Annotated in this window: 10 protein-coding genes; 8 read left to right on the plus strand and 2 right to left on the minus strand. The window is 56.4% G+C overall.

Features of this window, described 5'->3' with window-relative positions; translation table 11 throughout:
* Nucleotides 1-130: 130 nt before the first annotated feature.
* The 7 genes from CFT65_RS10885 to prpF all read left to right on the plus strand — a co-directional run bounded on the left by CFT65_RS10885 (nt 131) and on the right by prpF (nt 10006).
* Nucleotides 131-1222 carry a ShlB/FhaC/HecB family hemolysin secretion/activation protein gene (locus CFT65_RS10885; protein ID WP_141103812.1) on the plus strand — a complete coding sequence of 364 codons (1092 nt, stop codon included), beginning with the start codon at nt 131-133 and terminating at the stop codon, nt 1220-1222.
* A gap of 105 nt (nt 1223-1327) precedes the next feature.
* The gene (locus CFT65_RS10890; protein ID WP_172408461.1) at nt 1328-2914 is read left to right on the plus strand and encodes a glucan biosynthesis protein; all 1587 of its coding nucleotides are present in this window, start codon (nt 1328-1330) and stop codon (nt 2912-2914) included.
* A gap of 111 nt (nt 2915-3025) precedes the next feature.
* A complete protein-coding gene (locus CFT65_RS10895; protein WP_088828074.1) occupies nt 3026-3706 on the plus strand; it encodes a GntR family transcriptional regulator in 681 nt (226 codons plus the stop codon).
* A gap of 66 nt (nt 3707-3772) precedes the next feature.
* Complete coding sequence (gene prpB, locus CFT65_RS10900) at nt 3773-4660, plus strand: methylisocitrate lyase (RefSeq protein WP_088828075.1); 888 nt, start codon at nt 3773-3775, stop codon at nt 4658-4660.
* A 186-nt stretch (nt 4661-4846) separates the two neighbouring features.
* Nucleotides 4847-5977, plus strand: a complete 1131-nt coding sequence (gene prpC, locus CFT65_RS10905; protein WP_088828076.1) for a bifunctional 2-methylcitrate synthase/citrate synthase — start codon at nt 4847-4849, stop codon at nt 5975-5977.
* Between the two features lie 122 nt (nt 5978-6099).
* Nucleotides 6100-8712, plus strand: coding sequence for a Fe/S-dependent 2-methylisocitrate dehydratase AcnD (gene acnD / locus CFT65_RS10910; protein ID WP_088828077.1), 2613 nt, complete (start codon nt 6100-6102; stop codon nt 8710-8712).
* Nucleotides 8713-8830: 118 nt separating this feature from the next.
* The gene (gene prpF, locus CFT65_RS10915; RefSeq protein ID WP_088828078.1) at nt 8831-10006 is read left to right on the plus strand and encodes a 2-methylaconitate cis-trans isomerase PrpF; all 1176 of its coding nucleotides are present in this window, start codon (nt 8831-8833) and stop codon (nt 10004-10006) included.
* A 95-nt stretch (nt 10007-10101) separates the two neighbouring features.
* Here prpF and CFT65_RS19255 read toward each other — a convergent pair whose 3' ends face one another.
* Nucleotides 10102-10803: a PEP-CTERM sorting domain-containing protein gene (locus CFT65_RS19255; RefSeq protein ID WP_088828079.1), complete on the minus strand. Its 702-nt coding sequence runs from the start codon at nt 10801-10803 to the stop codon at nt 10102-10104.
* A 771-nt stretch (nt 10804-11574) separates the two neighbouring features.
* On the opposite strand from CFT65_RS19255, the gene CFT65_RS10925 reads away from it, so the two are divergent.
* A complete protein-coding gene (locus CFT65_RS10925) occupies nt 11575-12417 on the plus strand; it encodes a THxN family PEP-CTERM protein (RefSeq protein WP_088828080.1) in 843 nt (280 codons plus the stop codon).
* A 72-nt stretch (nt 12418-12489) separates the two neighbouring features.
* Here the strand turns inward: CFT65_RS10925 and CFT65_RS10930 are convergent, their stop codons facing one another.
* Nucleotides 12490-13305 carry a PEP-CTERM/exosortase system-associated acyltransferase gene (locus CFT65_RS10930; RefSeq protein WP_088828081.1) on the minus strand — a complete coding sequence of 272 codons (816 nt, stop codon included), beginning with the start codon at nt 13303-13305 and terminating at the stop codon, nt 12490-12492.
* Between the last annotated feature and the right edge of the window lie 110 nt (nt 13306-13415).

Here is a 13415-nt window from a genome sequence, read left to right on the forward strand (position 1 = left end):
GAGCTATGGTCTGAGGACCGACAGTCTCTTAAAGTTCATCATTACTGAAGATTCATCTGATCAGGCGTCTCTTGTGCGACCTCTCTGCTTTTTTGCACTTATTTGGTGCGCTTCCGCCAGCGCAGGTTCCTTGCCAGATTTGTTGGCCAGTCCTCTGGCAGCCCTCGACCAGCGTCCGGATAGGCTGCTCAAGTCTGTCGCCAGCTATCTGGAACCACGGCTGAAGTTTTCGGGGAGCTCCAATCACGACAACGAGCGGGCAAGGGGGCGTCTGAATCTGGCCGGTAGCAACATTATCTGGTCCAGCCATGACCTTGCCTTGGATTTTCGGGATTCCGTCGCCCGCCGTGATGAGGCAGAGTCAAAGACACTTCGTCTGAGGTATTCGCTTCCAGTCGCGGGCAGCAGCCTGAAGTTCTCGGTCGAGAACTCCGAGCAGGTCGGTGTTGAGGATAACGCCGGTCTGCGAACCGATTCCCAGACCGAGTATCAGGGAATGAAACTCTCCGGTAGTCGACCCTTGTTGTCATGGGAAGGGATCAACGTCGACAGTGTGTTCAGTCACTCTACGGTCACCAAACGCGCCTATAAAGGTTCAGCCTGGGCGTCGGACACTTCTTACCAACTGTCCAGTTTTGCACTGCGATGCGCTGGAAAGCGGCAATTGCCGGGGGGGTTCCTGGCGGGAACGCACCTTACGGCACTCAGCGGGACGGAGCATCGTGAATCGGTTACAACAACGACCCGTAGTTATGAAAGCAACCGATACCACAAGCTGGCTTTATCGGCCTCGCTTAACCGGACGGTCTATCACTGGGATATGGGATTGGAGGGCCGATACCAGTTTGCACCCGAGGATCTTGTGTCGGCTGAAGAACTGCAGATTGCCGGTCCTTCGATGATGCACGGGTTTAATGGCCAGTCACTCTATGTGGCAGAAGGAGGCTGGGTTCGTTTCGACGCTCGCAGTCCGGGTTACTCGATTCCGTTTATGGACACGACCCATTCCAATGTCATTGTCTCGGTTCTGAAGGGCTGGGCTCCCTCCTCAGGAGCCCGCGACGAGAGCTTCAACGCGAGCACCGGAGAGGTCGCGCTACAGCTCCATAGGCCGGGCTTTGAAGCACGCATGAGTGTCGGTCGGATTCTTGATGTATCCGGCACCGAAATGGACAAACCGTCCCTGCCGGATGTTTCATTCTCGATGTCCTTGGCGATCTGACGCCCGCGCTTTCCAGATTGGGCTCTCTGTCTTTTTTCGTTCGTACATAGTCCACGTGATCTTCTCTATGGCACTCTATAGCCCGGCAAGGGAGGGGCGAGAACAATGGACAGACGAACGCTGATCAAAGGGCTGGCGGCACTGATGAGTGCCGGCTCGTTACCTTTGGTGCCCTTCGTGCACGGTGCCGGCATTCAACCGGTACCTGGCAGCCGGCCCCATGCATTCAGCTATGCCTGGTTAAAGGGCCGCGCCCGGGCACTGGCAGCCGAGACGTATCTATCCCATGAAGGTGAGTTACCCCAATCCCTGAAAACTCTCCCCTGGGATGACTACCAGGCTATTGCTTTTCTGGCCGACCAGGCGCTGTGGCGTGACGACGATACCGCTTTCCAGGTTCAGCTCTTCCACCTTGGACTTTATTTCCAGCAGCCCGTCAAAATTCATGAAGTGGTTGATGGTGAAGCTACCGAATTGGCCTATAGACAGGATCTGTTCCGGTACAACGGCGATCAGCCTCTGGGCGATTTGCCAGAGGACCTGGGCTACGCCGGTTTTCGGATTCACTACCACAACAACTTTGCCCTGGATCTGGCCGCCTTCCTGGGCGCCAGCTATTTCCGGGCGGTTGGCTCAGAGATGCAGTATGGTCTGTCGGCCAGGGGGCTGGCGATTGATACCGGCATGGATCGCGAAGAAGAGTTTCCCCGGTTTTCCGAATTCTGGCTGGAAAAGCCGGCACCAGGCAGCCAACTGCTTCGGGTATGGGCGCTGCTGGATTCTCCCAGCACCACCGGCGCCTACGCGTTCGTGCTCGACCCCGGGCGCCATATGGTCATGGACGTGGATGTAGCGCTTTACCCGAGAACGGAAATCACCCGTGCAGGGATTGCGCCGCTGACCAGCATGTACCAGGTGGGTGAAAATGACGATCGCATGGGCTATGACTGGCGGCCGGAAATACACGATTCCGACGGCCTGGCCATACGCAACGGCAACGGCGAGTGGTTGTGGCGGCCGTTGGTGAATCCTGCGAATCTCCGGTTCAACAGTTTCCAGGATATCAACCCCGTCGGCTTCGGCCTGTTGCAGCGCGACAGGAATTTCGACCACTACCAGGATGACGGCGTGTTTTACGATCGCCGGCCCAGCCTCTGGGTGGAGCCCCGCGGAGACTGGGGGCGGGGCAGTGTTGATCTGGTGGAAATCCCCACCGTGGATGAAACCTTCGATAACATCGTCGCCTTCTGGCACCCGGAAAAACCTCTGTTGCCAGGCCGGGAGTACCTCTTCAGCTACCGCCTGCACTGGGGCGAGCAAGCTCCGTTACAGCCCTATGAGTTGGCCACAGTGCGGGCAACCCGGACGGGTCTGGGTGGTGTCGTGGGCCAGAAACGAACCTACTTTTCATGGCGTTTTGCTGTTGATTTCGCGGGTGGCGCGCTTGAAATGCTTGGCAAGAATGCGGATGTAGAGCCCGTCATCAGTGTGAGCAGGGGAGAGGTTGAGATTACCTCCGCCAGACCATTGTCTGCAATCGACGGCTACCGGGCCATGTTCGACCTGGTGCCGGATGACTCCATTGAACCTATCAATATCCGCCTGTACCTCAAGCTGGGCGCCGAGCCGCTGACGGAGACCTGGTTATATCAATACACACCGCCAACGGTTGCCGAACGCCAGATCTATTGATTGATTTCATCTATTGTAAACAATCTAAGGCTCAATTTAACCAATATTGTTGACAATATGACCGCTCAGGCGTAGCTTTGCTCAAAATCAACCCGGTTTTGTTGACAACCTATGGCTGAGTTACTGTCTACCACCTACACCCGCGCCGATGAGGCTTTTGATTGTCTGCAAACGGCAATCGTGAAGGGTGAGCTGGCGCCCGGTGAAAAAATTGGCGAGCTGGAACTGTGCTCACGGTTCAATCTTACTCGCGGCCCTCTGCGTGAAGCACTCGGCCGTCTTGAATCCCGTGGCCTTCTGGTGCGCCGCCCCCACGCCGGCGTCAAGGTGGTTTCAGTCAGCGCCTCCGAGCTGATGGAGCTCTACCGCATACGCGAAGTGATGGAGGGGCTGGCCGCTCGACAGGCCGCCGAGCGCATGACCGACCAGGAAATTGCCGATCTTCAGGCAACCCTCGACACCCACGAACGCATGATCGACGAAGCCCAGGGCCAGGCCTATTACCAGGCCGAAGGGGATTACGACTTCCACCACAGAATCGCCACCGGCAGCCGCAACACCAAACTTGCCCAGATGCTGCTTGGTGATCTTTATTACATGGTACGGATGTACCGATACCGTCTCAGCACCTCCACCGGACGCCCCCAGCGGGCTCTCGGCGAACACCGCCGTATCGTCGAGGCCATCGCCCAGCGCGACGGTGAACTCGCCGAATTTCTGATGAAACGCCATATCAACGCAGCAAGACAGAACATCGAGAAAAAGATCCAGGAAGGCGAACTAACCATTTAACGTAGGTCGGATTAGCCAGAGGCGTAATCCGACAACAAGAATCCAAAAACAGAAGAGGCCAACACCATGTCCAACAAACTCAGCCCCGGCGCCCGCTTCCGCAAAGCGCTCAAAGACAACCAGCCCCTGCAGATTGTCGGCACCATCAACGCCTACGCCGCCATGATGGCCGAGAAAGTCGGCCACCAGGCCATTTACCTGTCCGGCGGCGGCGTCGCAAACGCCTCCTATGGTCTGCCGGATCTGGGTATGACCTCCATGAACGATGTGGTCGAGGACGTTCGGCGTATTACCGCAGCTACCGACGTACCGCTGCTGGTGGACATCGACACCGGCTGGGGCGGCGCTTTCAACATCGGCCGCACCATCCGCGAGATGGAACGTGCCGGAGCCGCCGCTGTCCATATTGAAGATCAGGTTGCCCAGAAGCGCTGTGGCCACCGCCCGAACAAGGAAATCGTGTCCCAGGAAGAAATGGTCGACCGGATCAAGGCCGCCGTGGATGCCCGTGAAGACGAAGACTTCTTCATCATGGCTCGCACCGACGCCTTCCAGAAAGAAGGCCTCGAAGCCGCCATCGAGCGCGCCAAGGCCTGCATCGAAGCCGGCGCCGACGGCATCTTCGCCGAAGCGGTTACTGAGCTTGAACACTACAAGGCCTTCTCTGAAGCCCTGGACGTGCCCATTCTGGCCAATATCACTGAATTCGGAGCCACACCGCTGTACAACCGCAAGGAACTGGCCGAAGCCGGCGCCGACATGGTTCTTTACCCGCTCAGCGCCTTCCGCGCCATGAACAAGGCCGCCCTGACTGTTTACCAGAGCATCCTGGAGAAGGGCGACCAGAAAGACGTGGTTGACCTGATGCAGACCCGGATGGAGCTGTACGATTTCCTGAACTACCACGATTTCGAGCAGAAGCTGGACCAGCTTTTCCAGCAGAGCAAGGGTTAAATGAAGTTTGTTGGATTACGCCTCCAGCTAATCCAACCTACAAAGATTTCGACATTGCGAATGTAGGTCGGATTAGCCTCAGGCGTAATCCGACATTCAAACCCGAAATCCAGCAACAATTACGTAGGTCGGATCAGGCGAAGCCGTAATCCGACACCCCAAACAAGATAAAGGTGGGAGACAACAATGGCTGAAGCAAAAAAACTGAGCGGCGCAGGCCTTCGTGGCCAGGTAGCTGGTGAAACCGCCCTGTGTACCGTTGGCCAGAGCGGTGCGGGCCTGACATACCGTGGCTATGACATCGCAGATCTGGCCGAAAAAGCCCAGTTCGAGGAAATCGCCTATCTGCTTCTGCGCGGCAAACTGCCAAACCGCCAGGAACTGGACGCCTACAAGAAAAAGCTCCAGAGCCTGCGGGGCCTGCCGGCTGCCCTGAAAACCGTGCTTGAGCAGATCCCTAAAGACGCGCACCCGATGGATGTGATGCGCACCGGCTGCTCCATGCTGGGCAATCTGGAAACCGAAGAAGACTTCAGCGAGCAGGACGACAAGATCGACCGCATGCTGGCGGTGTTCCCGTCTATCATCACCTACTGGTACCGCTTCGCCCACGAAGGCGTTCGGCTTGAAACTGAGAGCGACGTGGACTCTATCGGCGGCCACTTCCTGGAACTGCTGCGCGGCAAGAAGCCCAGCGAATTGCACGAGAAGGTGATGAACGTCTCCCTGATTCTCTATGCCGAGCACGAATTTAATGCTTCCACTTTCACTGCCCGTGTCTGTGCCTCCACCTTGTCTGACATCCACAGCTGCGTTACCGGTGCCATTGGCACCCTGCGAGGCCCCCTGCACGGTGGTGCAAACGAAGCGGCCATGGCGCTGATCCAGAAGTTCCAGACTCCGGAAGAGGCCGAAGAAGGTCTTCTGGGCATGCTTGAGCGCAAGGAAAAGATCATGGGCTTCGGCCACGCGATCTACAAGGAATCCGACCCGCGCAACGCCATCATCAAGCAGTGGTCCAGGAAGCTGGCGGAAGAAGTGGGTGATACCGTGCTGTACCCGGTATCCGAGCGCTGTGAAGCCGTCATGTGGCGCGAGAAGAAGCTGTTCTGCAACGCAGACTTCTTCCACGCATCGGCCTATCACTTCATGGGCATTCCGACCGAACTGTTCACCCCGATCTTCGTGATGTCCCGCGTCTCCGGCTGGACCGCCCACGTGAAAGAGCAGCGCGAGAACAACCGCATCATCCGCCCAAGCGCCGATTACACTGGCCCGGCGGATTCGAAGTGGGTGCCGATCGACGAACGGCCGTGAATTGATGCCTGAGTGTCGGATTACGCCTGCGGCTAATCCGACCTACAAGCTAACGCCACCAAACAAGTAGGTCGGATTAGCCGCAGGCGTAATCCGACAAAACCAGAATCAGGGTATCGCCCATGAACACCGACTACCGCAAACCCCTCCCAGGCACCGACCTGGACTACTTCGATACCCGCCAGGCCGTGGAAGACATCCAGGCCGGCGCGTATGACAAACTCCCGTATACCTCCAAAATCCTGGCGGAACAACTGGTTCGCCGCTGCGATCCCGAGGTGCTGACGGACTCCCTGAAGCAGCTGATCGAACGCAAGCGCGACCTGGACTTCCCCTGGTACCCGGCCCGTGTGGTCTGCCACGACATCCTCGGCCAGACTGCCCTGGTGGATCTGGCCGGCCTGCGTGACGCCATCGCCGAGAAGGGCGGTGACCCAGCCAAGGTGAACCCTGTAGTGCCCACACAGCTAATCGTGGATCACTCTCTCGCCGTTGAGCACGCCGGTTTCGAGAAAGACGCGTTCGAGAAGAACCGTCAGATAGAAGACCGCCGTAACGACGACCGTTTCCACTTCATCAACTGGACCAAGACCGCGTTCAAGAACGTGGACGTGATTCCTCCCGGCAACGGCATCATGCATCAGATCAACCTGGAGAAGATGTCTCCGGTGGTTCAGAATCGGCCGGATGGGGAAGGAAAGCGCGTAGCTTTCCCGGATACCTGTGTTGGCACCGACAGCCACACCCCGATGGTCGATGCCCTGGGTGTCATCTCTGTCGGCGTTGGTGGCCTGGAAGCCGAGAGCGTCATGCTGGGCCGCGCCTCCATGATGCGCCTGCCGGACATCGTGGGCGTTGAGCTCACTGGCAAGCTGCAGCCGGGCATCACCAGTACTGATATGGTCCTCGCTATCACCGAATTCCTGCGCAAGGAAAGAGTGGTAGGCGCTTACCTGGAATTCTATGGCGAAGGTGCCGACAGCCTCAGCGTGGGGGACCGTGCCACCATCTCCAACATGACTCCGGAGTATGGCGCCACCGCTGCGATGTTCTACATTGACGGCCAGACCATCGATTATCTGAAGCTGACCGGTCGTGAAGACGATCAGGTTGCTCTGGTTGAGACCTTCGCAAAGGAAACCGGCCTCTGGGCAGACAGCATGAAAAACGCCGAATACGAGCGTGTGCTGAAGTTTGACCTGTCCAAAGTGGCCCGCACCCTGGCTGGCCCGTCCAACCCCCATGCGCACCTGCCCACATCCGAGCTGGCAGAACGCGGGATTGCCGGTGAATGGGAGCAGGAAGAAGGCAAGATGCCGGATGGCGCGTGCATCATCGCCGCCATCACCAGCTGTACCAACACCAGTAACCCCCGCAACATGGTGGCTGCAGGCCTGATTGCCCGCAACGCCAACAAGCTGGGCCTGACCCGTAAGCCCTGGGTGAAAACCTCCTTGGCGCCGGGTTCCAAAACGGTAAAAATGTACCTGGAAGAGGCCAAACTGCTGCCCGAGCTGGAACAGCTCGGCTTCGGCGTGGTGGCCTTCGCCTGCACCACCTGCAACGGCATGAGCGGCGCCCTGGATCCGAAAATCGCCCAGGAAATTATGGACCGTGACCTGTTCTCAACAGCGGTACTTTCCGGTAACCGGAACTTCGACGGCCGGATTCACCCTTACGCCAAACAGGCGTTCCTGGCGTCGCCGCCGCTGGTGGTTGCCTATGCGATTGCTGGCACCATCCGCTTCGACATCGAAAAAGATGCCCTCGGTTACGACCAGGACGGCAATCCCGTTACCCTGAAGGACATCTGGCCGGACGACGCGGAAATCGATGCCATCGTGAAATCCAGCGTGAAGCCGGAACAGTTCCGCAGCACCTACATCCCGATGTTCGACATCACCCGGGATGCCCAGGCCAACACCAACCCGCTGTACGAGTGGCGCCCGCAGAGCACCTACATCCGTCGTCCGCCGTACTGGGAAGGCGGCATGGTGGGTGAGAAAACCCTCAAGGGCATGCGTCCGCTGGCGGTGTTGCCGGACAACATCACCACCGACCATCTGTCGCCCTCAAACGCGATCATGATGAACAGTGCCGCCGGTGAATACCTGCACAAAATGGGTGTGCCGGAGGAAGACTTCAATTCCTACGCCACCCACCGGGGCGACCACCTGACCGCCCAGCGTGCTACGTTTGCCAACCCGAAGCTGTTCAACGAAATGGTCCGGGATGAAAACGACAACGTGAGGCAGGGCTCCCTGGCCCGCATCGAGCCGGAAGGCAAGGTTGTCCGCATGTGGGAAGCCATCGAAACCTACATGGATCGCAAGCAGCCGCTGATCATCATCGCCGGTGCCGACTACGGGCAGGGCTCCTCCCGTGACTGGGCCGCCAAGGGCGTAGCACTGGCGGGTGTAGAAGCCATCGTGGCCGAAGGCTTCGAGCGGATTCACCGCACCAACCTGATCGGCATGGGTGTTATGCCCCTGCAGTTCGAGGAAGGCACCACCCGCAAGACCCTGGGCATCGACGGCACCGAAACCTACGACGTGGAAGGCACCCCCGCACCTCGCGCCGAGCTCACGCTGGTTATCCACCGGAAGAACGGCAGCACCGAGCGCATTCCGGTCGTCTGCCGCCTGGATACCGCTGAAGAAGTGTCCATCTACAGCGCTGGTGGTGTGTTGCAGCGGTTTGCGGAAGATTTCCTGCAGTCCGAAGGGGCGGCGTAGCCTGAAAAAATGTCGGATTACGGCCCTTTGGCCTAATCCGACCTACGCCATAGCTATCGCCAAACAACGTAGGTCGGATTAGCGAAGAGTAATCCGACAAAGAGCTAAAGGGTACCCCATGCCTAACAAACCCCAAATCAAAATCCCCGCCACGTACATGCGTGGCGGCACATCCAAAGGCGTCTTTTTCCGCCTTCAGGACCTACCCGAACCCTGCCAGACCCCGGGCGAAGCCCGAGACAAACTCCTGCTCCGTGTAATCGGCAGCCCCGACCCCTACCAGAAGCAAATCGACGGTATGGGCGGCGCTACCTCCAGCACCAGCAAAACCGTGATCCTGGCGGAGCCCACCCAGCCGGATCACGATGTCGATTACCTGTTCGGCCAGGTCTCCATCGACAAGCCCTTTGTTGACTGGAGCGGCAACTGCGGCAACCTCACCGCTGCTGTAGGCGCCTTCGCCATCAACAGCGGTTTCGTTGCCAAGGACAGGATTCCGGAGAACGGCACCTGCACCGTGCGCATCTGGCAAGCCAACATCAGAAAGACCATCGTCGCCCACGTGCCCATCACCAACGGTGAAGTGCAGGAAACTGGTGATTTCGAGCTCGATGGCGTGACCTTCCCAGCCGCCGAAGTGCAAGTGGAATTCATGGACCCCGCCGATGGCGAAGGCTCCATGTTCCCCACCGGCAACCTGGTGGACGACCTTGAAGTGCCGGGCGTAGGCACCCTCAAAGCCACCATGATCAATGCCGGCATCCCAACCATCTTCGTGAACGCCGAAGACATCGGGTACAAAGGCACGGAGCTGCAGGACGACATCAACTCTGACCCTAAAGCTCTGGCCAGGTTTGAAACCATCCGTGCGCACGGAGCGGTTAAAATGGGGCTGATCCAGAACATCGAAGAAGCCGCCAATCGCCAGCACACTCCGAAAGTGGCCTTCGTTGCGAAGCCGTCTGATTACGTATCCTCAAGTGGCAAGAACATCGGGGCAGGGGATGTGGATGTCCTTGTTCGCGCTCTGTCCATGGGCAAGCTCCACCACGCCATGATGGGCACGGCTGCGGTGGCCATCGCTACCGCATCCGCCGTTCCCGGAACCCTGGTGAACCTTGCTGCTGGCGGTGGCGACCGTACCCATGTGACCTTCGGTCACCCCTCCGGAACTTTGCGTGTGGGCGCCGAAGCGAAGGAAGTGAATGGTCAGTGGACCGCAACCAAAGCCATTATGAGCCGCAGTGCGCGGGTATTGATGGAAGGTTGGGTTAGGGTGCCGGAATCAAGCTAGGCTTCCGGTTCATATTTGCAGATGTGAAGAAGGTCGGAGAAAGGAGTTCCCCGACCTTTACAATTCAGCTAGCAATAATTTGATTAGTTGCGGTATTACGAAGCTTTGCGGCTTCGGGCAATTCCGAGCCCCAACAGGCCCAGCCCAAAGAGTGCAAGGGTCCCGGGCTCAGGAACGTCCACAGTGCGGATGCCAGCCAGTGCAAAGTCTGTGTTGTCCGGGCTGCGCAGCTTCGCCGTGTCGGCGAAAAATTCAATGGAGGTTACTCCAGTGAACGCATCCAAAGACGAGAGGGGAGAGGCATTTGCAATTGTTCCCTCAAACAGCCCGGTTCCGTCCAGTGCGGTTCCGGTAAAACCACCACCAGCTCCGTTACCGTTCACTTGGAACTGAGCAATTTCCGCCACCGGGTCTGAGTTATTTGCTCCATTTCCAAAAAGGTCGAGGAAAAAAATTGAAGCGATGTCGACTGCGCGAGAAAACGTAATTTTCAGGCGTTGAACATCTGTTTTCTCGCCATCGCCAAAGGAAACCTCATCGTCGACGATGCCGATGCCATCTGATGAGCATGTGAGTCCAATCGGACCGCAATGCGTGATGTCACCGTCAAATGTAGTTTCCGTGAAGCCGGTTGATCCGTTTCCATCAAAGGCCTCGAGAGTGACCGAAAGGCTTCCGAATAGTCTTGGGTTGTTAGCTGTCCACCCGCCGTCTGTGAAATCGATCAGTCCCGCATTCGCAGATTGGGAAGCTCCGAGCGCTACAGCGAGCCCCATTGCCAGAAATGAAGTCTTCATTAAACACGTACTCCTGAATCGTTAATACTCAATGACCTTCATGGCCCGTAGAGTATAAAGCATTAAATGTGCCAGAGGTGTTAAACGCTTTTACTTCAGAGTGATAGGTGTTTGGAGGAACGTTTATTAGTTCGTCATGTAAAAGAATTCGACACACTATAAGCTTTCTGAGTCAGGATCATAAGAATCGTAAAATAATCAACGTTAAGCAGACTTCGACCGAATGCCTCCTGCCTTTTTAAGCAGGTCTGATAGCGCGCCGGTAAACAGGCCCTTCCAAAAGTCCTCTGGTTAAAGCTGATAAGAGGGCGCGCTGAGTTTTGGGAGCTTGCGAAGCCCGTACCTGAGGGTCGCCAGACCTCCGGGTTCAGCTCCTTTCGTTTTGCAGATGCGGACGAGGCTGAATTCAGTGTGATCCGAATCGACAGTTTGGTGATGTCAGTAAAGTTTACGCCCGATTCGGCCAGTTCCTTGTTGAAGTAATTGTTTAATTCTTAACTGACTATAAAAAGCTTCATTTAAACACTTTCCTTCTAATGAAATTGAACTCAAGCGTCGCTGAATAGACATGACGCCTATTGCGATTCATTTTCGCCGGTTCAACGTCGAATATCCTTACACTTTGATCTCGGGATCAATAAAATAATATTTTTAACTACCTGAAAAATAAATATTTTTATTATCTGGTATGGGTCATGCTTATTCAGGAGTACCGCTGACTCGCTGGCTTGAATTCCGGCTGCCAGCGTTCACAATCAAGGAGAGATAATTATGAACACAGCACTTAAAAGAACCCTTCTATCAACGGTTGTCCTGCCTTTGACTCTCGGCGCGGCATCTGCCAGTGCGGTGATGATTGAAGAGTGGGGCTATGACGTCGACAGTAACTTCTCTAACACGAGCTACACTGCAGCAGATGGTGATAACGACGGCACCATTGTTGAATCTGATAATGAATTGTCATGGGGCGGCAGTCTTGATCCTGCTTCGGAGGATCGGTCTTCGGTTTCAATCGAGGATGTATCTTCGGCAGGCGGTCTTTTCACCAATGTGAACACCGTAGATGGTGGAACCTTTACCCACGACAACAATATTATCAATGCCGATTTTCAGTCGCTGACAGGATTTGATCTGACGTCCACGCTGATATTGACTCCCGTTGATCCCGCCGGGCCAGCGTTGGAGCCAACATCGCTGACGTTCATGAGTTTCTTCAGTGAAACATTCAACAGGGATGAGCCCGGAGACTGTAGTTTCCCATCAACCTCAGCGTGTGATGACATCTTCACCATTGATAATTTTGACGAGCTAGGTGCCGTGGATAATGGTGAAGGAGGCTTCGAGTTCGCTCAGTCGTTCGTCATCGCCGATTACAAGTATACGGTGTTTCTGGAGTTGGCCGGCCTTGCGGTCCTGGATGATGACGCCTGTACAGCAGCAGGAGCCAGCTCTGGATGTGTCGGTCTTCTGACTCTTGAGGATACCGAAAACAACTTCGACACCAGTTTCCGGATCACCGCGTCAAAGGTACCTGAGCCTGGCACGCTTGCATTGCTGGGCCTTGGCCTTGCCGGCTTGGGTCTGTCACGCAGGAGAAAAGCAGCAAGTGCATAATGTCTGAACGGTTATAATGTTCAGATGCCACTGCTGAAAAAAGAAGCCCCCGCCTCGCAGCGGGGGCTTCTTTTAGTTGTTATCCGGTTTAGCCGGCAAGAATCGTCCCTCATCCGTAATCAACGACCAGACATCGGGACGACGCTTCTTGATACGGTCAATCAGTGACGCTGCTTCGGTGAAGGCAGGGCGGCGTAGCCCGTGATACTCAAGCACCGGTCCCACATGGTCAAATTCCACTCCAAATCGTTTTAACAGGCGCAACTGGGCTGGCTCCATAACCGCCATCCAGTGGGTTATGCCATGTTTAACTGACATTTCGAGAATGGCAGCGAAAAGCCCCAGGCTGATATAGGGAACTGCCCGTTTGCCATTTTCTGAATCGCTGTAACTGGCCTGCTCGCTGACACCCGTGACAGATTTGTCCTCATTGAGGCGCTTCCGAAACTCCCGGCTGACTGCCATCCGTGATATTTCTGCGATCTGATCACGGCGGGCGAGTGCAATCGCTTCTTGTGCTCGTCGGCTCATTCGGTGCGTGCAGGGGGCCTCCATCGGGAAATCGCCTTCTTCGGGGTGGTCGCCCGCCATGACAAGACGAACGGTGGCCACGCTGTGTCCCGTCGCCCGGTGCCGAATCAAAGCGTGAGCGGACCTCGGATCGTACGAATCGTGCTCCCGGTTATCGACAAAGCAATTCGGGTCCTCGAAAGGCCGGTCGATGCAGTAAACCTGATAGCGAACTTCGAAGACCTCATTGATCGCTTCTGGCGAGGTTGCCAGCTCTACATCGAAGACTGAGTGAAAAATGTTACCGATGTCGTCTTCGTGAGCGTTCCGGTTTTTGGTATTTCCTCTCCCGTGTTGAAAAGCGGAGCCGTTTTGCATAATTAGGTCCTCATATTGTCCCGTTCAGGGAGGCTGTTATGGCGATAATCCATGGAGTAAAACCGCCGTCTCAACATCCACTGAGGGCGTACTACGGGTATATCGAGGTA

Origin of the sequence: Marinobacter sp. es.048, from assembly GCF_900188435.1 — a bacterium.
In the GTDB taxonomy this organism is placed as follows: Bacteria; Pseudomonadota; Gammaproteobacteria; order Pseudomonadales; family Oleiphilaceae; genus Marinobacter.